Annotated in this window: 25 protein-coding genes; 7 read left to right on the top strand and 18 right to left on the bottom strand. The window is 50.9% G+C overall.

What is annotated here, in order from left to right; genetic code table 11:
- Positions 1–87: 87 nt before the first annotated feature.
- From C7A19_RS05900 to C7A19_RS05855, 10 genes are all read right to left on the bottom strand, one after another.
- Complete coding sequence (locus C7A19_RS05900; RefSeq protein ID WP_116644432.1) at positions 88–990, bottom strand: LysR family transcriptional regulator; 903 nt, start codon at positions 988–990, stop codon at positions 88–90.
- 59 nt (positions 991–1,049) lie between these two features.
- Complete coding sequence (locus C7A19_RS05895) at positions 1,050–2,627, bottom strand: HAMP domain-containing protein (RefSeq protein ID WP_162300250.1); 1,578 nt, start codon at positions 2,625–2,627, stop codon at positions 1,050–1,052.
- A 181-nt stretch (positions 2,628–2,808) separates the two neighbouring features.
- Positions 2,809–3,834 (bottom strand): 16S rRNA (guanine(1207)-N(2))-methyltransferase RsmC, encoded by a 1,026-nt coding sequence (gene rsmC, locus C7A19_RS05890; protein ID WP_116644430.1) that lies wholly within the window; start codon positions 3,832–3,834, stop codon positions 2,809–2,811.
- 103 nt (positions 3,835–3,937) lie between these two features.
- Entirely contained in the window at positions 3,938–5,023 is a 1,086-nt protein-coding gene (locus tag C7A19_RS05885; protein WP_077458991.1) for an AI-2E family transporter, read from the bottom strand.
- 123 nt (positions 5,024–5,146) lie between these two features.
- Positions 5,147–6,298, bottom strand: a complete 1,152-nt coding sequence (hemW, locus tag C7A19_RS05880; RefSeq protein WP_116644429.1) for a radical SAM family heme chaperone HemW — start codon at positions 6,296–6,298, stop codon at positions 5,147–5,149.
- A 3-nt stretch (positions 6,299–6,301) separates the two neighbouring features.
- A complete protein-coding gene (gene rdgB, locus C7A19_RS05875; RefSeq protein WP_077458993.1) occupies positions 6,302–6,898 on the bottom strand; it encodes an RdgB/HAM1 family non-canonical purine NTP pyrophosphatase in 597 nt (198 codons plus the stop codon).
- A 28-nt stretch (positions 6,899–6,926) separates the two neighbouring features.
- The gene (locus tag C7A19_RS05870) at positions 6,927–7,367 is read right to left on the bottom strand and encodes a DUF4426 domain-containing protein (protein WP_116644428.1); all 441 of its coding nucleotides are present in this window, start codon (positions 7,365–7,367) and stop codon (positions 6,927–6,929) included.
- A gap of 154 nt (positions 7,368–7,521) precedes the next feature.
- The gene (locus C7A19_RS05865) at positions 7,522–8,076 is read right to left on the bottom strand and encodes a YggT family protein (RefSeq protein ID WP_069362083.1); all 555 of its coding nucleotides are present in this window, start codon (positions 8,074–8,076) and stop codon (positions 7,522–7,524) included.
- 16 nt (positions 8,077–8,092) lie between these two features.
- Positions 8,093–8,911: a pyrroline-5-carboxylate reductase gene (proC, locus tag C7A19_RS05860; protein ID WP_077458995.1), complete on the bottom strand. Its 819-nt coding sequence runs from the start codon at positions 8,909–8,911 to the stop codon at positions 8,093–8,095.
- Between the two features lie 54 nt (positions 8,912–8,965).
- On the bottom strand, positions 8,966–9,667 hold the full coding sequence (locus C7A19_RS05855) for a YggS family pyridoxal phosphate-dependent enzyme (RefSeq protein ID WP_116644427.1): 702 nt from the start codon (positions 9,665–9,667) through the stop codon (positions 8,966–8,968).
- A 23-nt stretch (positions 9,668–9,690) separates the two neighbouring features.
- Here C7A19_RS05855 and C7A19_RS05850 point away from each other — a divergent pair, with 23 nt between their 5' ends.
- Positions 9,691–10,707: a type IV pilus twitching motility protein PilT gene (locus C7A19_RS05850; protein WP_077458997.1), complete on the top strand. Its 1,017-nt coding sequence runs from the start codon at positions 9,691–9,693 to the stop codon at positions 10,705–10,707.
- Here C7A19_RS05850 and ruvX read toward each other — a convergent pair.
- The 7 genes from ruvX to C7A19_RS05815 form a co-directional block, all read right to left on the bottom strand.
- Positions 10,704–11,132 (bottom strand): Holliday junction resolvase RuvX, encoded by a 429-nt coding sequence (gene ruvX, locus C7A19_RS05845; protein ID WP_069362087.1) that lies wholly within the window; start codon positions 11,130–11,132, stop codon positions 10,704–10,706. The two genes, C7A19_RS05850 and ruvX, sit on opposite strands and share 4 nt — an antisense overlap.
- Positions 11,129–11,695 (bottom strand): YqgE/AlgH family protein, encoded by a 567-nt coding sequence (locus C7A19_RS05840; protein WP_069362088.1) that lies wholly within the window; start codon positions 11,693–11,695, stop codon positions 11,129–11,131. Before C7A19_RS05840 ends, ruvX begins: the two co-directional genes overlap by 4 nt.
- A gap of 88 nt (positions 11,696–11,783) precedes the next feature.
- Entirely contained in the window at positions 11,784–12,728 is a 945-nt protein-coding gene (gene gshB / locus C7A19_RS05835) for a glutathione synthase (protein WP_077458999.1), read from the bottom strand.
- Positions 12,729–12,746: 18 nt separating this feature from the next.
- Positions 12,747–13,478, bottom strand: coding sequence for a 16S rRNA (uracil(1498)-N(3))-methyltransferase (gene rsmE / locus C7A19_RS05830; protein ID WP_077486875.1), 732 nt, complete (start codon positions 13,476–13,478; stop codon positions 12,747–12,749).
- A gap of 98 nt (positions 13,479–13,576) precedes the next feature.
- Positions 13,577–14,104 carry a SprT family zinc-dependent metalloprotease gene (locus tag C7A19_RS05825; protein ID WP_077486874.1) on the bottom strand — a complete coding sequence of 176 codons (528 nt, stop codon included), beginning with the start codon at positions 14,102–14,104 and terminating at the stop codon, positions 13,577–13,579.
- Between the two features lie 71 nt (positions 14,105–14,175).
- On the bottom strand, positions 14,176–15,330 hold the full coding sequence (gene metK, locus C7A19_RS05820) for a methionine adenosyltransferase (RefSeq protein ID WP_069362092.1): 1,155 nt from the start codon (positions 15,328–15,330) through the stop codon (positions 14,176–14,178).
- Between the two features lie 171 nt (positions 15,331–15,501).
- On the bottom strand, positions 15,502–16,428 hold the full coding sequence (locus C7A19_RS05815) for a LysR family transcriptional regulator (protein WP_116644426.1): 927 nt from the start codon (positions 16,426–16,428) through the stop codon (positions 15,502–15,504).
- A gap of 172 nt (positions 16,429–16,600) precedes the next feature.
- Here C7A19_RS05815 and C7A19_RS05810 point away from each other — a divergent pair, with 172 nt between their 5' ends.
- The 5 genes from C7A19_RS05810 to mscS all read left to right on the top strand — a co-directional run bounded on the left by C7A19_RS05810 (position 16,601) and on the right by mscS (position 23,281).
- Positions 16,601–18,580 (top strand): ligand-gated channel protein, encoded by a 1,980-nt coding sequence (locus C7A19_RS05810; protein ID WP_116644425.1) that lies wholly within the window; start codon positions 16,601–16,603, stop codon positions 18,578–18,580.
- Between the two features lie 196 nt (positions 18,581–18,776).
- Complete coding sequence (epd, locus tag C7A19_RS05805) at positions 18,777–19,781, top strand: erythrose-4-phosphate dehydrogenase (RefSeq protein WP_069362153.1); 1,005 nt, start codon at positions 18,777–18,779, stop codon at positions 19,779–19,781.
- A 72-nt stretch (positions 19,782–19,853) separates the two neighbouring features.
- Positions 19,854–21,020 carry a phosphoglycerate kinase gene (locus C7A19_RS05800; RefSeq protein WP_069362095.1) on the top strand — a complete coding sequence of 389 codons (1,167 nt, stop codon included), beginning with the start codon at positions 19,854–19,856 and terminating at the stop codon, positions 21,018–21,020.
- A gap of 153 nt (positions 21,021–21,173) precedes the next feature.
- Entirely contained in the window at positions 21,174–22,250 is a 1,077-nt protein-coding gene (gene fbaA / locus C7A19_RS05795; RefSeq protein WP_077486873.1) for a class II fructose-bisphosphate aldolase, read from the top strand.
- A gap of 173 nt (positions 22,251–22,423) precedes the next feature.
- A complete protein-coding gene (gene mscS, locus C7A19_RS05790) occupies positions 22,424–23,281 on the top strand; it encodes a small-conductance mechanosensitive channel MscS (protein ID WP_077486872.1) in 858 nt (285 codons plus the stop codon).
- 56 nt (positions 23,282–23,337) lie between these two features.
- On the opposite strand, the gene C7A19_RS05785 is transcribed toward mscS, so the two are convergent.
- Positions 23,338–23,928, bottom strand: a complete 591-nt coding sequence (locus C7A19_RS05785) for a LysE/ArgO family amino acid transporter (RefSeq protein WP_069362154.1) — start codon at positions 23,926–23,928, stop codon at positions 23,338–23,340.
- 301 nt (positions 23,929–24,229) lie between these two features.
- On the opposite strand from C7A19_RS05785, the gene C7A19_RS05780 reads away from it, so the two are divergent.
- The gene (locus C7A19_RS05780) at positions 24,230–24,928 is read left to right on the top strand and encodes an oxidative stress defense protein (RefSeq protein WP_077608229.1); all 699 of its coding nucleotides are present in this window, start codon (positions 24,230–24,232) and stop codon (positions 24,926–24,928) included.
- Positions 24,929–24,956 lie beyond the last annotated feature (28 nt).

Raw genomic sequence — 24,956 nt, 5'->3', positions numbered from 1 at the left:
GATATGCGTAAGACTTTGATAAGAAAATACCAAGCCCTGACCTGACTGTCGGGGCTTTTTTTGTATCTGTCGCATGGTGATTGCTGGTTAAGTAGAAGAATGGGGTTGAGGCTGCCAGTGTAAGCAGAAATCCCAGAAGCGGGAGAGTAGACCTGACTGATATTTATCTTTGTGGCGCACGAGCCAATAGCGCTGAGACAATAGCAAAGGGAGTTCGAGAGCAACGACTCGACCATCGGCAATGGCGTGCTGAGCGGAGAGCTTAGACAGGTACGCGAGGCCTAACCCGGCACTCGCAGCATTTAAAATCGCTTCGGTGGTATTGAGCTCAAAAGAAAGATGCCAGCGCTCGAAGCGAGGTGCAAGGCGTGAGAGAAAGTGCTCACGCGTGCCTGAACCTGGTTCGCGGATCAGCCAGGTTTGATCGTCGAGAGCCCCCACACTTAACGACGTTTGACTCGCAAGTGGGTGATCTGGGTGACATACCACGACCATCTGATCGCTTAGCCACGGCATTTGCAGTAAATCGGGGTGCAGTATTTCACCCTCTACCAATCCAACATCCAGCTCGAAGTGTTGAAGGCGATCGATGATCTCTTGGCTGTTGGCAATCATCAGTGTTTGCTGTTGATGCGAGGTCGCATGGCGAAAATCGCTAATCAGTGTGGGTAAAAGCTGATTACCCACGGTATCGCTTCCCCCTAATCGTAGGCAGCCAATCAATTGGCTGTCGTCTTTCAATGCGGCGCTAATTTCATCGCTACGGATCAGCAACTCATCCGCTTTAGGGATAAGCGCCGCGCCTTGATCATTAAGGTGAAGCCGGTTGCCGCGTCGATCAAACAAGGGATAACCGAGCTGACTTTCTAATTCGGCGAGTGCCATACTGACCGCCGGTTTACTGAGAAACAGTTTTTTCGCCGCGGCGGTGATCGTGCCCTCTTGCACGATGGTTAAAAACACTCGCAGTTGAGGAAGAGAAAGCGCCATTAAGACCTAGCGATTAAGGGTTTGAATCACTATAAGGCCGCTTACCCGCAATGACAATGTCAACGACGGCCTTTGTCTTGGCTCACCCAGTTCTGGATATCGGATTGGGCCTGTTTTAATGACTGGTAGTGAGGTGATTGCTCACTGGTATGCTTGAGGACAAAGTCGAGCGTGCGTACTACATTTCGCCAACGTGGTGTTTTGGGGACGGTTTCTACGTGCAGGTACTTATCCAAGGTTCTTGTTTGGAAGCTGCCTTTATCCTGATAAACACGCCATAAGCCACTTTTTTCTGCTAGATCGACTTTGTCGCCATCCCAAGCGGCGAGAGCCAAGTTCATCGCATTAACCAAGCGACGATGAATCCCCTCCGACTGATGAACGTGTGTCTCTTTATGTTTAATCGTGCTTGATGGCGCAAAATACCTCGCTCTCATGCTGTGTTTTAAGTGGGAGAGTGCACTTGCAAGGCGACCGATTTCATCGTTTCGCTGGCGATGGGTGACCGGGTAGTTCAGTTCACCGGCGGCAAACTGCTCAGCGCACCAAGTCAATTGTAAGATAGGCAGTGTCAGGCGGTGAGATAACCAATGCCCGATAAAGACTAATAATACAATAACGACAATCACGAGTGTGGCACTGATTGCATACAAGTGGCGGAGAGGTCGATAGGCACTTTTTTGAGGTGTGCAAGTGATCAACGCCCAAGACGCCCCCGCCACATTGACGGGGCGGTATGCCGTGAGTTGAGGCATGATTGCATATTGGCTCGGTGACATCACCCCTTGTTGGCCATCGAAAGCGGCATTGATTGCGTGTTTGGGGGGCAGGATCGAAGGCGTCGCTTGATTAGAGTGAGGTACCCAACTGTTGAGTAACGATTGATGATTTTGATTAATCAGCCACAGGCCTGACTCTGGGCGCTGCCGTTGGCGTAGAGTTGCAGACAAGTTATCGGTTGTGGTGCGAATAGCAAGGATGCTTTGCATCTGGCCGCTTTTAAGTATGGGAACCAGATACCAAGCTTGCATGGTGCGTGAGCCATGTGGCTCAAAGGCGGTGCGCATCCACTTAGGACGTTGCTTATCAGGCAGGCTCATTAATTGCTTTATCGCCCTTTTCAGTGACGGGTTATCCTGTGTCATGGGGTGAGGTTTGACGGCGTACACGAGGTTTTGGTTTAAATCAAACATCGCGAGATTGTTGAACGCGTACCTTGCTAACCAGGCTTGAAATTGATGATGAAAGCGGCGATATAAACGGTGATACTTTTGGGCTGTCACGCCAGCATATTGGCTCGAGGACTGTTGAAGGATCGGTATGAGTCGACGCTGCGCTTGGCGCGTATTATTACCGAGTTGTTGGAATGCATGAGGAAAGCCATAAAAGCGTCCACCGCTGCTGGTTGCTAGATCGGAGGCTGCAAGATTAATCACCGCGCGGACTTGGTCATCAAAATATGATGTGATGGTGGCATAGTTACGATCGCGCTCGTGCTCGAGCTGCTGATGGGCTTGATTGATCAGCAGTTGTGACTGACTCCAAGTAAAGTACCCCGTCAACATCACCACAGGGATAATACTAAGACTAAAAAACCACCACATGAAGCGGCGTTGAAGACGCGTCGAGTAAGCCATATCCATTTGCACGCTGTGAATACCTCTCTCTGATCACGCGGGCTTGAATCGCAAACGGCTGCCAAAAGGCAGCCGCGAGAGAGAAGACGCTAACACGTCTGATGAGTCAAAACTGTGATCTGCTGTCAGGTATCAAGTCTTATATGTGTGTTAACTCACTGCTCGATGGTGTTGTCAGCCACTAGCGTGCTTTTTGCGCATGATAAACGGCGAATCGACGGGTTTTGGCGAGGGTATCACACTGACCGAGCCCTTTTTCAATAATCGGGGGGTAACGTAAGAAGCTGTTGGCGACGATCACCAATTGGCCGTGACGGCGCAGGTAGCGAGGCGCGCTTTCCAGCAAGGACTCAGTAGCCTGGTAAAACGTCTCGAGTCCTTCATGAAACGGTGGATTGCTAATAATGGCATCAAACTGCTGTCCACTGACGGCACCTAACATGTCTGAGGCAAAAACAGAGCCTTTGAGCCCATTGGCCGTGAGGGTCGCTTGGGTTGATGCAACGGCTAAATGATTCACATCAACACAGGTGACCGTACAGCTTGGGTGGGTAGCCAGTATTACCGAGCCGATGACGCCTGCGCCACAGCCGACATCAATCACATCACCGTGCATATTGGGCAGGTGCTTGAGTAATAAGGCCGTGCCATCATCAAGACTTTTGTGGCTAAACACACCGGGTAGAGCACGAACAGTGAGTGATTGATTCTCTACTTGGAGTGGGTAGTCGTGAAACCAATCCGCTAGGTTAAACGATGCCGCCGGTAACGTACATTGGCCATGATACAGGCTGCATCGGCGTGCCGAGTCTTGTTTGATCACTTGGCCATACGGGGCAAAACGTTTTTCGATGCTTTTAACGCCACTGCGGTTTTCACCCACCACGACCCAGTCGACATTGGCACCGAGACGATGTGTGAGCATCGCGAGAAGAAAATCGGCTTCCGCTTTTGACTTAGGCCAGTAGAAAAGCACCAAATCAACTGAGCTCTCACCCACATATTCAGCCCCTTCATGGACCTTCACATCGGTATTTGCCATTTGTGAGGCGTAGCCATGATGGGTCGTAAAGACAGACACTTGCGAGGCATGAGGCAGTAACTGCTGAGCAAAGTTATCTTCTAGCTCACCAGCTAATAGAACATGTTTGTTTTCAAACAGCGTGAGGTGACGTTGGGCAATCTCGCTAGGAGCCGTGAGGGCCATGGTATTTCTCTTCGGTTACTGTGACTGATAGGTCGCGTTTGGTCGAGGGGCGCGCTGACGGGGATTTTCCCACAAAGCGCGCACCAGGCCAATATCAGCGTGCTTATGCGTTGTCTTGTCGGTCAAGAAAGCGCTCAAACTCGATTTCATACATACGAAATAGCACTAAGGTGATGGAGAAAATAATCGGGCCATAAATCAGTCCCATCAAGCCAAACAGATGCAAGCCACCTAACAGTGAGAAGAAAATAAGCAGGGTGTTCATCCCCGAGTTGCCTTGCATGAGGAAGGGGCGGAGGAGATTATCGATGGAGCCGACCACCACCACACTCCATATCAGTAAGGCTACCGCCCATTGCCAATCGCCCGTGGCCACCAAATAAAGCACGGTTGGCAGCCAGATGAGCGCGGTGCCGACCACAGGAATAAAGGAGGCGAACGCCATCATGGTGCCCCAAAATAGCGCTGGCAGGCCCACGGCCCACATCGCCAAGCCGCCTGCGGCCCCTTGCGCCAAGGCGGTGAGAAAGGACCCAAGCACGGCAGACTTGGCCACCTTTTCCACCTCATCCAATAACTGATCTTCTTGGCTGCGTGATAAGGGGATCACGTGGCGGAGCGTATGGATAATGCTGTCGTGATCGCGGAGCAAGAAAAACAGAACGAACAACATCAGCATAAAGGTGATGAAAAAATCGGTCACATCCCCTAATACCTTGGAGCTGAATTCGAGCATTTGGCCACTGAAAGAAGACATCCAAGCGGCCAGCTTTTTCACCGTTTCTTGTGGGTCAATTAAATCAAATGGCAGCCATTGGTTGAGAAAATGCAGTGACGATTGTATTTGTGGGTTGTTGAGTAACTGTTTTGCGCCACCGTTATTAAGCCATTCGTAACTGCGTGTAAAAAAGCTCACGCCTTGCTCGATTATCGCTCCCGCTACCACGGTGAGGGGAATGATGATGATAAAGGTGATTAAGACACAAGATATCACCGACGCCGTGTTTGGGCGTTGCCCAATGCGATCTTCAATACGTTTATGAAGAGGGAAAAAGAGCAAAGAGACAATAAACGCGAGAACGATTGCACCAATATAGGGCTCGATAAGTAAATAGCACGCATAGGCTGCGATGATCAGCGCAGCGATTAAAGTCCAATGTTTCGGCTCGACACGAAATGACGAAGTCACAGGGTATCCCTCTTAGGCTGGTTGAGTGAGTCGGGCGGACTTTACTTGCCGTCAAACGGCCAATCGCCGCTGGGCAGGTAAAGGTGCCTAAACAATAGGCACCTTAACACACAGTTTGTTGCACTAGTCAGTTAAAAAAATGGCCAAAAGATCGTTGAGAAAGAGCTTACCTTTAGCGGTTACTTGCCAATGTGTCTCGGACTCCGCGAGCAGACCTTGCTCAAGGGCTTGCGTCAAAGGGTGGCTGAGATGATCGAGGGGCAACCCGGTACGGGCAACAAACTCGGCTTTCGGGCAAGGCTCGAGCAGACGAAACCGATTCATAAAGAACTCAAACGCGAGATCCGTCTCTTTCACCCACTGGCTATCAGTGAGATAGGCTTTTTGTTGATCGAGGTAGCCGCGCGGATGCTTCACTTTCACCGTTCGAAGCAGGCGAGGCTGATCGCCATTGGGTAAGGTGAGTTTGCCGTGGGCGCCACAACCTATGCCCAAATAGTCACCAAAACGCCAGTAATTGAGGTTATGGGCGCATTGATGACCGGGTAAGCTGTAGGCGGATGTCTCGTATTGTACGTAGCCAGCGTTGGTAAGCAGCTGATGCCCGCGATCAAAAATGTCCCACAAGGTATCTTCTTCTGGCAGAGTGGGTGGTTTGGAGTAAAACTGGGTGTTGGGCTCGATGGTCAACTGGTACCAAGACAGATGTGGCGGCTTAAGTGCAATCGCTTTTTCTAAGTCACTCAGAGCCTCTTGCTCTGACTGGTTGGGCAAACCATGCATCAAATCAAGGTTAAAGCTATTTAATCCCGCTTGATGGGCAAGGTGGGCGGCCCGCTCTGCTTCTCCAGGGCCATGAATGCGCCCCAAGCGTTCGAGCTTATCAGCAGAAAAGCTCTGCACCCCGATAGAAATCCGGTTAACGCCTGCTTGTCGGTAGCCGATAAATTTATCGGCCTCCACGGTGCCAGGGTTGGCTTCCATGGTCACTTCCAGGTTGTCACTGACGGGAAGGCGTGCTTTGATGCCATCCAACAGGCGTGCTATCTGTGAAGGCGACATCAAGCTTGGTGTGCCGCCTCCAATAAAGATCGAATGCAGTGGACGTGTCGCAACTGAAGGGTAAGCGCCAAGATCGGTATCCAGATCCTCGAGCAGCGCATCAATATAATCCTCTTCCGGGATCTCACCTTTTTGGGTATGCGAGTTAAAGTCGCAATAGGGGCATTTTTGTACACACCAAGGAATGTGTACATACAGACTCAATGGGATCATGGTTTATTGCGACGCTTTTAAGGCTTGGAACAGGGCGTTAAGTGCTTGTCCGCGGTGAGAACGTTGTTTTTTCTCGGAAGCGGGCATTTCTGCTGCGGTACATTGCTGATCGGCAGGTAAAAACACGGGATCGTAGCCAAAGCCGTTGTCCCCTTGCGGTGCTTGAGCGATTTGCCCTTCCCACACCCCGTGACAGACCAGTGGTGTTGGGTCATTAGCATGGCGCATATAAACCAACACGCAATGGAAGCGAGCCTGGCGTCCATCATTGTCTGTATCATGCAAAGCTTCTAACAGTTTAGCGACATTGTCCGTATCACTGGCTGTTTCACCGGCGTAGCGGGCAGAATACACGCCCGGCGCACCGTTTAACGCATCGACTTCTAAACCTGAATCATCGGCAATGGCGGGGAGGCCGGTCACTTTGGCCGCATGACGCGCCTTAATGATGGCATTTTCGATAAAGGTGGTGCCTGTTTCATCCGCCTCTTCAACCGCAAAGTCACTTTGTGGCAGGACGTCGAAACCAAATTCGCCGAGCAGTCCCGCCATTTCTTTTACTTTGCCTGCGTTCCCAGTGGCCAACACAACTTTCTTCATCACAGTTACCTATTGGGTTATAGCCCGACTATGGGGCATCGACGTAAAACGTATAATTATAGTCAAAGGACGCATTGCGGTTTCCTTCGGCATTGAGATCGATGTGAAAGCGATACGTCTCTTCATCATCGGCGGCGAAGGTAGCGATATAATAGATCGCGTCACCTTCTCTGATCTCGGTAAAGTCTAGATCACGACTGTTTCCGACCAAGTTTTTTACTTGTCCGGTGACCTCGGCGGCAATCGCCGGTTTTCCCAGTTGCATGGTATCGAGAACGGCAATGTTGACCAAGCCTCGATAGCCACTTCGGGTAATGTCGTACTGCTGAGCGATTTCGGGCGTTAAGAAAGTGGTCGAGAGCGTGTTGTAATGCACTTCCAACTCACCGATTTCTTTAAACTGACCCGCCCATACTGGGGCGATAGCCACGGTTACTATGACGCTGAGTGCTGCAATTATCTGACGCATAATCTTTCCTTGTGATAAAGCGAAGTGAGGGTCGCTATCAATACGTACGGGTGCCTGAGTACGATCCGCCGTACATCGTTGGCACCCGTGAAAGCCCGTAAGCGGTGCAAGCTATGGCGATAAGTCGAGGATGACTTAGCGCGTGGCGATTCGCTTACAGGGCATACCAAATCGGGCCGATAAAATCGCCGATAAGCATATTGATAAATTGGAGCGCGATAAAGATCACCAGAATACTGAGATCGAGCCCACCGAGGGGAGGAATAATACGGCGTACTGGCGCGCACACGGGCTCGGTCAGTTGGTGAAAAACATACTCTACTGGGTTGTTGCCTTGGCTGACCCAACTCAAAATAGCGCGCAGGATCAGCACCCAGAACAGCAACTTACCCGCGGCTTTCAGTAAGGCGATGGCGGAGAAGAGGAACATGCCTGAACTCATCGCGAAGGGGTTACCGGCGACTAAATCCAGTACCACAAATTTGGCCACCATGAGTAAGTAAGCAAACAGCACCGTTGCCAGATCCAAACCACCGAGTGCCGGGATCATACGACGCAACGGGCCAACCACAGGCTGGGTCGCTTTGACGATAAATTGAGAGAAGGGGTTGTAAAAGTCTGCGCGCGCCCATTGTAGCCAAACGCGTAGCAGCACCACCATGATGTAAAGATCAAACGCGGTGTTGATCAGAAAGGTCATTGCATTCATATCGTTGCCTTAGTGATTAAAATTCTTGTTCCATTTGCTCGGCGCGGCTGACTGCCGCCTGCATGGCCTGTGCCACTATATCGCCAATACCATGTTGGTCGAAAACGCGCAGTGCTTCAGCGGTTGTGCCGCCTTTTGAGGTGACCTGCTCACGCAATTGGCCAATGGTTGTGTCCGTATTGCTTACAACCATTTCTGCCGCGCCTTTTGCGGCTTGCTGAACCAGCTGCCTGGCTTGCTCGTCGCTAAAGCCTTGGCGGATAGCTTCTTGCTGCATCGCCTCCATAAAGCGAAAGAAGTATGCCGGTGCGCTGCCTGCAGCGGCAATCACACCATTCATTTTTGCTTCCTCGTCGACACAGCAGACTTCGCCGACGGCTTCCATCAATGCGGTGGCATAGCGTTTATCCGCGTCAGTGACTTGGCTCGACGCAAATAACCCGCTCATTCCTTGTCCGACAAGAGACGGTGTATTCGGCATCACACGTACTAGGTTAAGTGTGGTACCTGCCATCTCGCACAGACGGTGAGTACTGATGCCGGCTGCAATTGAGATCACCAATTTTGATGACCAATCGACGGCCGATAAATCGCTTAAAACCTGCGCCATTAATTGTGGCTTGACCGCCAAGACAATAACGTCTGCTGCTTGGCAGGCATGCAAGTTATCACGGGTGGTTTGGATGCCATAATCCGTGCTCAGCACGTCGCCAGGGTGAGCGCTGGGTGATGAGGCCGTTATCGCTTTAGTGGGATAGCCTGCATTCACTAGGCCAGCTATGATAGATCGCGCCATATTACCGGCGCCAATAAAGGTAAGGGAGCGATGTTCCATGAAAAGCGTTCCTGTTGTTCTCGTCATTATTTGGGGTTTATCACGACCGCTTTGTTAGCGATAGTCTCGCGCGCCAAAAATTGCGGTGCCGACACGCACCATGGTGCTACCACACGCAATCGCCGCTTCCATGTCACCACTCATGCCCATCGATAAGGTATCGATATCGGGTGTCTGCTCACTGAGCGCATGAAACGCATTGGATAAAGGTTCAAACGCGGCGCATTGACGCTGATAGTCCGTCTCAGGCTGTGGAATAGACATCAATCCTCTGACATTCAGGCCGGGTAGGGCTCGGATATCTTCAATGAGGGCGATGGCGTTATCCACGGATAAGCCCGACTTTGATGCCTCGCCACTGGTATTGACTTGTACCAAGACATTGAGCGGCGATAAATGGGTCGGACGTTGCTCGCTCAGGCGTTTAGCAATCTTCAACCGATCGACAGAATGCACCCAGTCAAAGTGCTCTGCAATTAACCGTGCTTTGTTGGACTGAATGGGACCAATAAAGTGCCATTCGATCGGTGCCGCGGGGGGATGCTCGGCAAAATACTCGACCTTTTCCACCCCTTCTTGCACGTAATTTTCCCCAAACGCCCGTTGCCCCGCGGCGATGGCATCTGCGATCGCCTCGATAGGCTTGGTTTTGCTGACTGCAATTAATTGCACTGAGTCGGCGAGTCGGCCGCATTTTTGGCTTGCGTGGTCTATCTGTTCCCTGACCTGTTGAATATTGTTCTTAATATGACACATACCGGATTCTGCAAGGAAAATGAATGGATATTAATGAGCTACTTGCGTTTAGTGTAAAGCATCGCGCGTCAGATCTACATCTTTCTGCGGGGGTGTCGCCTATGGTGCGGGTAGATGGCGATATGCGCAAGCTTAGTCTGCCACCGCTGAGCCACCAAGCCGTGCGGGAACTGGTACTGGCAGTGATGGGCCCTGAGCAGCAGCATGTTTTTGACAACACATGGGAAGTCGACTTTTCCTTTGAACTAAACTCGGTGGCGCGTTTTCGCGTCAATGCGTTCCACCAGCTACATGGCTGTGCGGCGGTCTTTCGTGTGGTGCCCACCGCCGTACCAAGGCTAGAGGATTTATCCGCGCCGCCACTTTTCAGTGAGCTGGCTTTGCTACATCAAGGTTTGGTGTTGGTGACTGGGCCGACAGGCTCGGGGAAGTCGACCACACTGGCGGCGATGATTGCGCAGATTAACCATCACCAACAAAAGCATATTCTGACTATCGAAGATCCGATTGAATTTATCCATCCGTCCGAGCAAAGCTTGGTGAACCAGCGCGAGGTCAAGCGTGATACGCAGTCTTTTCAGCAAGCCTTGCGCTCAGCGCTGCGTGAAGACCCAGATGTGATATTAGTGGGCGAGCTACGTGATTTAGAAACCATCCGTCTAGCGTTAACCGCGGCAGAGACCGGGCACTTGGTGTTCGCGACCTTGCACACCGCTAGCGCGGCGAAAAGTGTCGATCGTATCATTGATGTATTTCCCGGCAGCGATAAGCCCTTGGTGCGCTCGATGCTGTCGTCCTCACTGCGGGCGGTGATTTCTCAACAACTGGTCAAAAGCACCCAAGGTCAGCGTGTTGCTGCTTATGAAATTATGACGGTGACATCAGCGGTTTGTAACTTGATCCGAGAGGATAGAGTGGCGCAAATCGCCTCCATGATGCAAACCGGTACCGCGCATGGTATGCAGACGATGGCGCAAGCGATGGCACAGCTCGAGAAGCAAGGGGTGATTGCACCGCAGGCGGCGATCTCGCCCAGTTAATCTGTGTATTGACGCTCGAACCAGCTTTCGATAATCACCACCGCAGATTGGGCGTCGACGGCGCCTTTGCCTAGGGCTTTATAACCGCCACGGGCAAAAAGATCCGCACGCGCTTCACGGGTAGACAGGCGTTCATCGTGCAGCTCGACGGGGTAGCCGAAACGCCCGTGCAGGCGGTTGGCAAATTTCTTTGCTCTCGGTGTGATGGTCTCTAACGGTTGACCGTTTAAGTCGAGCGGCAAGCCCACCACCAGATAATCGGGTTGCCAGTCTTTGAGTATGGCTTCGATATCATCCCAGTTTGGGATCCCGTCTCTCGCTTTTAAGGCGCATAGCGGGCGAGCCGTGCCGGTTAGTGATTGGCCAATGGCGACGCCAATGCTCTTGACGCCGTAATCAAATCCGATAATGGTTTGTGCGTTCATGCATGTCCTACTTGTGAAGAAAGGTTTGCCGCATCAATGCCGAGCTGATCGAGCGCTTTCTGCCAACGTTGGTGAACGGGGGTATCAAAAATGACCTTGGGGTCGGCTTCGAGTGTCAGCCAGCTATTGTCGGCCAATTCCTGCTCAAGCTGGCCCGGCTCCCAGCCGGCATAGCCCAGCGCGACCAGAAATTGCTCTGGCTGTTGCTCGGTGCCGAGAATCGAGAGAATGTCTTTGGAGGTGGTGACCGATAGCTGATCAGACAGCGGAATACTGGTGCCGTACTCACAGGTTGCAGGGTGCAGCACAAAGCCTCTGTCCTCAGAGACCGGGCCACCAAAAAGGACGGGTTGAGATAGGCTCTCTGTGGTAGTCGACAAGGGCAGTTGTCGCTCGACCTCAATTTGATCCAGCATTTTTCCCACTGATAAGTTGATCGGGTGGTTAATCATCAGCCCCATTGCCCCGTCATGGCTGTGCTCACACACATAAATAACACCATGATGAAAACGGCTATCAGCCATACTGGGCATCGCGATTAAAAAATGATTTTTCAGATCCATATCGCCGTCTCCTGTGGGGGCGCGTACTTCGAGTATGCGCGAAAATGGATGTTTTAGATAATGAAGGCGCAGAGAGCGCCTTCTTTTCTTAGGCGCAGCGTCTAGCAATCGCCTCCATTAACATGTCACCAATAGAAATGTCATACGCGGCATCAATCTCGCGAATACAGGTTGGACTGGTGACATTGATTTCCGTTAATTTGTCGCCTATCACGTCGAGGCCAACAAAGATTAACCCCTTTTCTTTGAGGGTAGGAGCTATGGCGCGCGCGATGGCCCAGTCAGTCTCTGACAGAGGACGTGCTTCGCCGCGACCGCCTGCCGCTAAGTTGCCACGGGTTTCACCCTCAGCGGGGATCCGCGCCAAGCAATAAGGCACGGGCTCTCCATCAACAACCAAAATTCGCTTATCGCCGTTGCTGATATCGGGCACAAAGGTTTGCGCCATGCAAAAACGTTGACCATGTTCGGTAAGGGTTTCGATGATCACTCCCAAGTTGGGGTCGCCTTGTTTCACTCGGAAAATCGAGGCGCCGCCCATGCCATCAAGCGGCTTTAAAATCACGTCACCATGTTGTGCTTGGAACGCCCGGATTTCATCAGCGCGGCGAGTGACCAAGGTGGTGGGCGTGTGCTCTGGGAACCAAGCCGTGTACAGCTTTTCATTGCAGTCGCGTAGGCTCTGTGGCTTATTCACAATCAACACACCGGCCTGCTCAGCGCGTTCGAGCATGTAAGTCGCGTAAATGTACTCGGTATCGAACGGTGGATCTTTGCGCATCAAAATGGCATCAAATTCCCGTAGCGCGAGGGTTTGCGTTTGCTTGATTTGATACCACTGTTCTGGGTTATCCATCACGGTGACGCTGTGAGTGCGGGCATAAGGGTCACCTTGCTGCATCGACATGTCATCCATCTGAATGTAATGCAGGTCCCAGCCGCGTTTTTGTGCTGCCAGCATCATGGCAAACGTGGAGTCTTTTTTCACACTGATGGCCTCAATGGGATCCATCACTATACCTATTTTCATCATTTTTCTCCTGCTTGCCAGTTAACCCAGGTCGCCAAAACGGACCTGCAAGGCCGTGATGGCAGTCAGTGCCGCGGTTTCTGTTCGCAACACGCGTGGGCCCAATAGGATTTCTTCAAAGTTGTGTTCGCGTGTCATCGCAATCTCGTCATCAGATAACCCGCCCTCCGGGCCAATCAGTAAACGCAGTTTTTGAGGCGCGTCGGGAAGCGTGTTGATAGAGTAGGATGCACGCGGATGCAGGTTTAGCTTCAAGCCTTCAAACGTCTGCTGACACCATGTATAGAGATTGATCACCGGATTAATGGTGGGGACGACATTACGGCCGCTTTGTTCGCAGGCGCCAATGGCAATTTTTTGCCATTGTTGGCGCTTTTTCTCGAGTCGCTCAGCATTGAGCTTGACGCCGCAGCGAGCTGACAAAAGCGGGGTGATGGTATTCACGCCTAACTCGACCGACTTTTGAATGGTAAATTCCATCTTTTCGCCGCGCGAAATCACTTGGCCTAGTTCAAAGTCAAGTGGTGACTCGACACTGTATGATTCGCGAGCGGTAATGGTGGCAGACACCTGTTTTTTACTCACTTGTGTCAGTGTGGCAGGAAATTGCGCGCCGCTACCATCAAAGAGCAAAATGGGCTGCTCTGCCTGCATACGCAGGACGCGACCGAGATGGTTCGCCGCTTCATCGCTTAAGATCACCGTGCCTTGTTCGGGTAACGGTGCTGGGTGATAAATTCGAGGAATTCGCATTGTGCTCGTGTTCCATGTTCAAGTCGCCCTCAGTGTAACATGACCAAAGGGACGATAGGCTCTGTCACTACTATGGGGACGAGGGACGAAAAAGCAAACTATTCTGATCCTTCACCACTGCGTGTCAGTGGCTGTTGGCAGCGGTTGCAGCGATAGATGGCTTGGCCGCGTTGTATTTTATTGTGACGGCGAATGGATAAGGCGACAGGCCCGCAATCACAGTAGTAAGCAAAGGTTTTACCCTGCACGGCGCTGATATCAAGCTGGTGGGTGGTATTGGCAGGGGCGTTAAAGACCTGGTTCATCAACGAACGCCACTCAGGACCATGCGGCTTCACCCGACCGTATAACGCAAAGGTGACCAAATGACAGACTTCATGAGGGATCACTTCGTCAAAAAAGGTGTCGGGTGCTTGTTGCAAAAGAACAGGATTAAACCGGACGCGCCATTGGGCTGGATGCGCAGTACCGGCCGACTTGCCCCGCAGTGTAAAACCAACCACGGGGTAGGTCAGCTGGGTGTCCAATTGCTGGTTAGCGACATCAATACATTGCTGGGCGTGTGAGAGCGCTGCCTGTTGTAATGCATGAGCGGATTTTTCTGGGGTGTCATAAGCACAAGACATAAGTGGTCGTCCTTGCTGCGATCAAAAAAGGGAAGCCGAGGCTTCCCTTAAAAGCACTGAGTCGCCTAAGGTTACCCGAGCTTGGCAAAGTCGCGCAACAGCTCCGCTTTGTCGGTTTTCTCCCAAGGGAAGATGTCGCGACCAAAGTGGCCATACGCAGCCGTTTGCTTATAGATAGGCTGTAACAAATCCAGCATTTCTTGCAAACCATACGGACGTAAGTCGAAGTGCTCACGTACCGCTTTAATGATCACCGCTGGTGCGACTTTTTCAGTGCCGAAGGTCTCGACCATGATGGACGTCGGCTCGGCGACGCCAATCGCGTAAGACAGTTGAATTTCACAACGGTCGGCAAGGCCTGCGGCAACAATGTTTTTGGCCACATAGCGCGCGGCGTAAGCGGCAGAGCGATCCACTTTTGAGGGATCTTTTCCTGAGAACGCCCCGCCACCGTGACGGGCTGCCCCGCCATAGGTGTCAACAATGATCTTACGGCCTGTCAAACCACAATCGCCCATTGGCCCGCCAATCACAAACCGACCCGTTGGGTTAATGAAATACTTGGTGTCTTTGGTCAGCCATTCCGCCGGCAACACAGGCTTGATGATTTCTTCCATCACCGCCTCGCGCAGATCCTCGGTTGAAATACTGTCGCAATGCTGTGTGGAAAGTACGACGGCATCAATACCGGCAATTTTGCCGTTGTCATACGCAAAGGTGACCTGGCTTTTCGCATCTGGGCGTAACCAGTCTAAGGTGCCATCTTTGCGCACTTGCGCTTGGCGCTCCACCAAACGGTGTGAATAGGTAATAGGAGCAGGCATCAGCACATTGGTCTCATTGGTGGCAAAGCCGAACATGATCCCTTGGTCGCCAGCGCCCTGATCTTTCGGGTCGGCGCGATCAACCCCTTGGTTGATGTCTGGGGATTGTTTACCAATGGTATTCAATACGGCGCAAGAGTTGGCATCAAAGCCCATATCAGAGTGGATATAGCCAATATCTTGAACGGTTTGACGAGTAAGCTCTTCGATATCGACCCATGCCGAGGTCGTCACTTCCCCGCCTACCATTACCATGCCGGTTTTAACATAGGTTTCGCAGGCGACGCGTGCTTTGGGGTCTTGCTCAAGGATGGCATCCAAAACAGCATCAGAAATCTGATCTGCGATTTTATCAGGATGGCCTTCAGAGACGGACTCTGAGGTAAACAGGTGCTTAGCCATGTGACACTCTCATTGATTATCGGGGAAACTGACGATACGTATTAACGCGCACCGCCGATCAACTCAGATGTTTTAACTTCTAGACGTCTATTTTATTCGCAATTGTGATAAACGCAAGTCAGATGATGCATATGAGTGTCTTAAGGTATAGCAAAATTGGCTGAGATGCGCTTACACCGCGTGGGATACTGGCTGTGGCTTCACTGACCCCCATGATGAGGGAATCGCCTCTTGCAGCCAGTGCACCAGTGATTCGACACGCAGAGGAAGGCGCCCAGCGCTGCAGTAAAGACGCAACGGAATAGGTGCTGAGGCCCAGTTAGGCAAGCAGCGCATAATTCTATCCGGATGATGGTGTTGATAACCCGTGGCGCTCCAAATCGGTAGCAATCCAACGCCCTGCCCATCGGCGATAGCATCCAATTGAATGGCTATCATATCGCAATTGAAGCGGCTAGGCATGGCGCTTAAGTGGTAGGTATTGTCGTGGTCATAAAGCGTTAACCCTTGTCGACGTAGGGCAAAAACATCTAGCCAAGGGTGTTCATCGAGCAGGCTAGGATGCGTAAACGGGCCATATTGGCTGACATAGTCTGGTGCCGCGTAAATACCATATTGCCAGTGGCCAAGCTGATATGAGCGGCAATTGACCGGTAACATGATGTCTCCTGCCCAGATGATAAGATCGGCCGACTGAATACGTTGTGCACTAACTTCGCTTGTTAATGTGATGGACACTTTGGGATGCTCAGCGAGAAAACGACTGATCAATGGAGCCGCCCAGCCGCGCATCATTCCGGGGTGGCAAATCACTTCTATCGATCCTTGAAGGTGATTATTTAAATCCTGTATGGCCTCTTCACTTCTTTCAGCTAAATCAATAATTTGATGACAGTATCGCGCAAATATCGCGCCCGCTTTGGTTAAGACCAGTCTATTGCCTTGTCTTTGCGTTAAAGGTTGTCCTAGGTCGGCTTCAAGTTGAGCTAAGCGACGACTCACCGTTGACTTGGGTTGACCTAATGCCTTAGCGGCGGCCGTGAGGCTTTGATGATGACACAAAGCCGCAAACGAACGGATCGAAGATAAATCCTGCATAACTTTCCTTTTAACTCCAGTAAGACGTCACATCAGCTGTCCAGAAGGAGAGAAATTACCTCGTTCAATAAATGGAACGAGATGTTCCCTTTATGGGGCTAGGCGTCCGTGCATCTTTGTGAATAATTCTCAATGAACAAATGATAATCATTATCACAAAATGGAGTTGATTATGTCCAGTTGTCTTCGTCCCGTTGTTATCGGGATGGTATTAGCCGGTATACCTGTGAGTGCCATTCATGCGGCAGAAGCAGGCGATCAAAATACGGAAACCATGGTGATCACTGCCTCTGGGTTTGAACAAGCCACGGCAAAGGCGCCAGCGAGTATCAGTGTGATTAGCCGTGACCAACTTGAAGATCGTTATTATCGCGACGTCACAGACGCCCTAAAACGTATTCCAGGTGTCGTGGTCACAGGGGGCGGTGACACTCAAGATATCAGTATTCGTGGAATGGGCTCCAAGTATACCCTGATGCTGGTGGACGGAAAGCGTATGACGAGCCGGGAGACTCGTCCGAATAGCGATGGCCCTGGTATTGAGCAAGGCTGGTTACCTCCTCTTCAAGCGATTGAACGTATCGAGGTGATTCGGGGGCCGATGTCGACCTTGTATGGCTCTGACGCCATCGGTGGGGTGATTAATATTATTACCCGTCGTGAACAACATGAATGGCATGGCAATGTGCAATTAAGCACCTTACTGCAAGAAAAACGCGCATCAGGCGACGAACAAAGCGCCAATTTTTATCTTTCTGGCGCCTTGAGCGATAAGCTTGGAATGACGGTATCGGGCCAAAACGTTCAACGCCAAGAAGACGATATTCTCTCTGGTTACGAGGATAAATCTTTACGTAGTCTTTCTACCTCGTTGACCTATGATGCTAGCGATTATCAACAGTGGACCTTGGACTTAGGCGCGAGTTCGCAAGAGCGAAATGGTCACATAGGTAAAACCGTTCCCACGGATGATAGCCAGTGTCGAGGCAACAAATGTGAAAACAGCAACAATGAATATCGACGGCAATCAATCGCCCTTGGGCATGAAGGGCATTGGACATGGGGCTGGTCAGATTCACACTTACAGTACGAGCAAAGCCGGAATAAAAGTCGTGAAATGACGATTAAGAACACCGAGTTTAAAACCCGTCTCATTCGCGATTTTGAAACACACACTTTGACGGTTGGTGGCTCAGTGAACAAAGCGAAGTTGGAGGACTTTACCTCTAATAAAGCGTCGAGCCAAACTGAGATTGACAATACACAAGCGGCTTTATTTGTCGAAGATGAGTGGCGTGTGATTGAGCCATTTAGTCTGACCCTCGGCTTACGTGTTGACCATGATGAAAACTACGACTACCACGCCAGCCCGCGTGTGTACGGCGTGTATCAACTCAATAACGACTGGGTGGTGAAAGGCGGCGTGGCAACCGGGTTCCGTTCACCACAACTGCGCGAAATTGCCCCGAATTGGGCGCAAGTGAGTCGCGGGGGAAATATCTACGGCAATCCCGATTTGGAGCCTGAAACCTCTATTAACTCAGAAGTCAGTATCAACTACCAAGGCGATACGGGGATCAGTGGATCGTTAACCGCATTCCATAATGACTTTGAAGATAAGATCACCCGTGTCACTTGTCCCGCATCAACCTGTCCGCCTACTGTTTACGTAGATAAGGGAGTGAAAAAAACGAAACTGTCCACTACCCGGATCAACGTTGACGAAGCGGTCACTCAAGGGGTTGAAGCGAGCCTATTCGTGCCAGTCACGGAGACGGTCGACGTGAGTGCCAGCTATACCTATACCGATTCAGAGCAAAAAACCGGTGACTATAAGGGGCAGCCTTTAACGCAAATCCCCCAGCAGCTCGCGTATGGCGAAGTTAATTGGCAAGCCACTGAGAGGTTGCGTCCTTGGGTGAGCGCGACCTACCGTGGCGAAGAAATGGATCCTGTGACAGGTCCATCTTCTCGCAGCAATATAGAGCCAAGTTACACCTTGGTGGATGCCGGGATGAACTACCAGCTCAGCGATGCCATTGAACTGCAAGGCGCGGTTTATAACCTATTGGATAAAACGCGTGAGTATGAAGACTACGGCTATATCAGTGATGAACGCCGCTATTGGTTAGGACTGAATATCAGCTTCTAACTCGTGATAAAAGGAGCCATGCCACTTTATAGAGTGGCACAACCCTAACACGGCCACGCCCGTCTCGTACTTTACCGGACGGGCGTTTTTTTGCTGCATTTTATTCCCAGCTAGCGTGAGAAGAGTCACACAACACGTGCGTCTTTTACGTGCTTGAGATACACTGTGCGTCATCGTTAAACGAGCACCGATGGACATGGCATTAAGAGTCGCAATTAATGGATTTGGTCGTATAGGGCGCAGTGTATTGCGAGCCCTGTATGAGAGTGGCAAGCACGATCGCATTCAAGTGGTCGCGATTAATGAGCTCGCAGAGCCAGAGGCGATGGCGCATCTGCTGCAATATGACTCAAGCCATGGTCGGTTCGGCTGGCCGGTTTCCTATAACCAAGAACACTTGTTTGTCGCCACCGACAGCATTCGTCTGCTTCACTTACCGGAACTTCAGCTTTTACCTTGGCGTGACCTTGATGTGGATATTGTCTTGGACTGCACGGGCAAATTTGGTACGCGTCAAGATGGGGAGGCCCATATTGCTGCGGGCGCTAAAAAAGTCCTTTTCTCTCACCCCGCCAGCCAAGACGTGGATAGAACCGTTATTTACGGGGTCAATCATGATGCATTGACCGCCGATGACCGCATTGTTTCCAATGGTTCTTGTACCACTAATTGTATCGTCCCTGTGATCAAAGCCTTGGACGAACACTTTGGGATTGAGTCCGGCACCATCACCACTATTCATTCTTCAATGAATGACCAGCAGGTGATTGATGCGTATCACTCTGATCTGCGCCGAACACGTACTGCCAGCCAGTCTATTATTCCAGTGGATACCAAACTCCATGTTGGAATTGGTAGGATTTTTCCGAAATTTTCTGACAAATTTGAGGCGATCTCGGTCCGTGTGCCGACGATAAACGTGACAGCGATGGATTTAAGTGTCACTGTACGTACTAAAGTGAAAGTTAATGACGTAAATCAAGCTCTGCAGACGGCATCTCGATGTACATTAGACGGTATACTGGATTATACCGAAGCGCCCTTGGTATCGATTGACTTTAACCACGACTCGCACAGCGCCATTGTCGATGGATCGCAAACACGGGTCAGTGATCACCAGCTGATTAAAACGCTGGTTTGGTGTGATAACGAGTGGGGCTTTGCCAACCGAATGTTAGATACCACACTTGCCATGGCGTAATGGACGCAAGCGTGGGTGGGGTGTTGCCCTGATTAAATCAGTTTCAATTTGCAACCTTATAGCGAGGACCATATGTCTGTAATTAAGATGACCGACTTAGATCTTGCCGGAAAGCGTGTGTTTATCCGTGCTGATCTGAACGTGCCTGTAAAAGACGGTAAAGTGACCTCTGATGCACGTATTTTGGCATCATTGCCTACGATTAAGCACTGCTTAGAAGCCGGTGCAAAAGTCATGGTGACCTCTCACCTCGGCCGCCCTGAAGAAGGCCAGCCTGAAGATCAGTATTCACTGCAGCCAGTAGTGAACTACCTAGATGACGCACTTGATTGTCAGGTCAGCCTCGCGAAAGACTATCTAGACGGCCTTGAGCTTAACGCCGGTGAGCTGGTGGTGCTTGAGAACGTTCGCTTCAACAAAGGCGAGAAGAAGAACGACGAAGCGCTGTCTAAAAAGTACGCGGCACTGTGCGATATTTTTGTGATGGACGCATTTGGTACGGCTCACCGCGCCCAAGCCTCAACTCATGGTGTGGGCACGTATGCGCCTGTGGCTTGCGCTGGCCCATTGCTGGCTAACGAGCTTGAGGCATTAGGCAAAGCGATGGACAACCCGGCACGCCCAATGGTGGCGATTGTGGGTGGTTCAAAAGTGTCTACCAAGCTGACGGTACTGAAATCACTGTCAACCGTGGCAGACCAACTGGTTGTTGGTGGTGGTATCGCCAACACCTTTATCGCCGCTGACGGTCACAATGTTGGTAAGTCGCTGTATGAGGCGGACTTAGTCGACACGGCGAAATCTCTAATGGAAGAGTGCCATATTCCTGTTGCCACCGACGTGGCGTGTGCGAAGGCATTTGATGAAAACGCGGAAGCAGAGATCAAGCGCGTTGAAGATGTACAAGACGACGATATGATTTTTGACCTCGGTCCTGAATCAACCCAAGCGTTGGCGGACATTTTGAAAAATGCCAAAACCATTCTGTGGAATGGCCCTGTTGGCGTGTTTGAGTTTAAGAACTTTGAAGCGGGCACGGCAGGCATTTCAAAAGCGATCGCGGAGTCTGAAGGCTTCTCTGTTGCGGGTGGCGGCGATACCCTCGCAGCGATTGATAAGTTTGGTATCCAAGCTGATGTGTCTTACATCTCAACCGGTGGCGGTGCATTCCTAGAGTTTGTTGAAGGCAAGCCTCTGCCTGCGGTAGAAATGCTGGAAGCACGTGCGAAAGACGCATAAACCAGATAATAAAACGGGAGTGACATCTCCCGTTCTTGCTTTCGTTTGACTACAATAGGCCGAGTCGTAAACGATTGCACCCGATTGATAAAGGTGCCTCAGGCATCTTTACTCAGTTCAGCAAAGACAACCCGAGTGAATAGGACAAGAGCCATGTCTAAAGTTTTTGATTTTGTAAAACCTGGCGTTATCTTTGGCGATGACGTTCAGAAAGTATTTGAAGTTGCCAAAGAGAACAAGTTTGCATTGCCTGCAGTAAACGTCGTTAACACTGACTCAATCAACGCAGTGATGGAAGCAGCGGCGAAAGTAAAAGCGCCAGTGGTTATCCAGTTCTCTAACGGTGGTGCGGGTTTCTTCCCGGGCAAAGGTCTGAAACTAGAAGGCCAAGAAGCGCAAATTAAAGGCGCTGTTGCCGGTGCGAAATACGTTCACGCGATGGCTGAAGTCTACGGTGTGCCTGTGATCATGCACACTGACCACGCAGCGAAGAAACTACTGCCGTGGATTGATGGCCTACTTGACGCGGGTGAAGCCTTCTTCAAAGAGCACGGCAAACCGCTTTTCTCTTCTCACATGATTGACCTGTCTGAAGAGTCGCTTGAAGAGAACATGGAAATCTGTGCCGAATACCTTGCGCGCATGGACAAAATGGGCATGACGCTAGAAATCGAACTGGGTATTACGGGTGGTGAAGAAGACGGCGTGGATAACAGCGATGTTGATACCGCTGATCTGTACACCAAGCCAGAAGAAGTGGCTTACGCATACGAAAAACTGTCAGCCGTTAGCCACCGTTTCACCATTGCTGCGTCATTCGGTAACGTACACGGTGTTTACAAGCCAGGTAACGTGGTACTTAAGCCAGAAATCCTACGTGAATCACAGGCTTACTGCTCAGAGAAATTTGGTCTACCGACCAATGGTCTGAACTTCGTCTTCCATGGCGGCTCGGGTTCTTCCGAAGCACAAATTCAAGAATCCATTGGCTACGGTGTGATCAAAATGAACATCGATACCGATACTCAGTGGGCGACTTGGGATGGTATTCGTCAGTATTACCAAGACAACGAAGGCTACCTACAAACTCAAATCGGTAACCCGAAAGGTGACGATCAACCTAACAAAAAATTCTATGACCCACGCGTTTGGCTACGTAAAGGGCAAGAGTCGATGGTTGCGCGCCTTGAGCAAGCTTTCAAAGACCTCAACGCCGTTGACGTCCTGTAAACGTCACAACAGTGTTGAATGTAAAAGCCCGCCACTTGGCGGGTTTTTTTATATCTGCGTGATACTGACTCGTATCATTGCGGAGACATTTCGCGTGAATGAGATAGACAGCGACCAGTAAAAGGCTGTTAACATAGGGTTACCGTTTATCCCAACTTGCAGAGGGAAAGTGAATGAGTGAGGAAAACACAATGGTAGAGGGTGCTAAGTGGGCCCAGACCTGGCTAATGGATAATCAAGATCTCTTGATTCAGTACGGAGTGAACATTATTTCCGCGCTATTGATCTTGGTGATTGGTAACCTTGTGGTTAAAGGTTTAGCTAACTCCATGGCAGGTGTCATGCGCAAGCGCAACATGGATAACGCGGTGGTGGAATTTCTCCACGGCCTCGTGCGTTACTTGTTGTTTGTGATCGTTTTGATTGCCGCGTTGAGCCGTGTGGGTGTACAAACGGCGTCTGTGATTGCCATCTTAGGTGCCGCAGGTTTAGCCGTGGGTCTGGCTTTGCAAGGCTCGTTGGCAAACTTTGCCGCCGGGGTGTTGATTGTGATGTTCCGTCCGTTCAAATCAGGCGATTACGTCGAATTGGCAGGCGTCGCTGGCTCTGTTGAGTCCATTCAAGTGTTCTCTACGGTGCTCACTACCCCGGATAACAAAATGGTGGTGGTGCCAAATGGGTCGGTGATCAGCAGCCCAATCACTAACTATTCCAAGCATGCCACACGCCGTGTTGACTTGACGATTGGCGTCGCGTACAGCGCGGATTTAAAGAAAACCAAAACTGTGTTGATGGATATTCTGACCCAACATCCCTTGATTCTGAAAGATCCTGAACCCAATGTGGCGGTGATGACGTTAGCCGACTCATCGGTCAATTTTGTGGTGCGCCCTTGGGTGAAAACAGAAGACTACTGGAGCGTTTACTTTGAGCTGCTGCCAACCATCAAAGAAGCGCTGGACGAACATGGTATTGAAATTCCATTCCCGCAAATGAGTGTTCACGTCGAGCGCAGCGAACGCCAAGCATAACCTCACGGTCGGTGATAGCCATTATGGATGCGGCAGTGTGGCCGCATCCCTGTTTTTTAACTCGCCAGTAAACGTGCGTAAAGGCCGAGTGCGAGCTTACCGGCCACGAATAGCATCATACTTGCCATGAGTAGGTCGAGTAGCCGTCGAATAGAGGGCGTGGATAGCCACGGTGACAAGCGTGCGGCCCCTGCCGATAAGCCGTAAAACCAAAGGCACGATCCCATTAGGGCCCCAACAGTAAAAGCGACGCGTTCATCGAACGCAAATTGGCCACCAATTGCACCCAACACCACCACGGTATCGAGATACACATGCGGATTGAGCAAGGTCACCGCCAAGGCGCCAATGATCACTGCGCGGCGGCCTCGACTCATGGTGGGGGCTTCCATTGACGCCTCTTGGTTGTGCTGACGTGCGCTCTGGATAAACTGCCACGCGTAGACACTCAAAAAGCCGATCCCTGCGAGCGTGATGGTATTGAGCAGTATAGGGTAACTTGCCAATAAGGCCCCTCCGCCAAAAATCCCACTTGAAATCAAGATAATATCGCAGATAAAGCAGATCGACGCTGTGGTCATATGGTGTTCACGGCTGATACCTTGGTTAATCACATAGGCATTCTGAGCGCCAATGGGAATAATCATGGTTAGGCTTAATCCTAAGCCCTGAAGGGCGACTAGAAAACTGCTCACGGTCTATTCCTTTTTCTCGTGTTATCCCCTCACTTTAAGCACAGAGACGCGTAAAGGGAACCGAATTTTCTTCATCATTGAAAGGATGCAAGCGTAGGGCGACAAGTCGCCGGTCACCATCAGCTTGATGTGGCATCATCAATGGCGTTGTTGATGTTTTGACATAAATCTGACGCAAGCGAGGGAGTCTTTTGCTGAAAAAAGAGTCTGACCTATAACCTCATGATAATTTGAATCCATGAAAGGAGAGAGAATGTGTAAGTTTAAAGCAATGCTTTGCCTGACTAGCGCCTTGGTGACAGCACCAGCCGCGATGGCCAATATTGATTTTCCGCATTTGGACATTACCGGTGTCGGGGAAGTGACGGCTGCGCCTGATATGGCCACGATTGATGTGGGGGTGGTGACCGAGCGAAAAACGGCAAAAGCGGCAAAAGCCGCATCCGACAAAGCGGTCACAGCGTTTATTAATCGGCTGTCGGCACAAGGGGTAAAGCGCGAACAAATCGAGAGTGCGCATATTCAGCTGTCACCGCGTTATCAACATGTCAAAGACAAAGCGCCTGAGCTGATTGGCTACCGTGCTGAGCGCCAGGTTACCGTGACACTTAACCAGCTCGATAAGTTGAATGCAGTGTTAGATGGGGCGCTGGGCGAGGGGATTAACCGAATCCGGCAAGTACAGCTAACCAGTAGTGACCAGTCGGCATTGAAAGATAAAGCCCGTGATGCGGCGGTCAATGATGCTAAAACAAAAGCTGAATCGCTCGCGAAAAGCATGGATATGCGTCTCGATGGCGTCTGGCAAATTCGCTATCGGTCCAGCAATCCACGCCCTGTGATGATGAATGCCGAGATGCGCAGCGGCAGCGCCGATGTCGCCGCAAGCTATCAAGATGCGACCATGCAGGTGCGTGATCAGGTTGATATTATTTTCCGTCTTGATGACTAATAGCCTTGTCGAGCACTGTGATCAAAAA

This window comes from Salinivibrio sp. HTSP (assembly GCF_003390965.1).
Classification (GTDB): domain Bacteria; phylum Pseudomonadota; class Gammaproteobacteria; order Enterobacterales; family Vibrionaceae; genus Salinivibrio; species Salinivibrio kushneri.
Note: the sequence above shows the minus strand (reverse complement) of the source record. Positions and strands in the feature narration are given on the sequence as shown.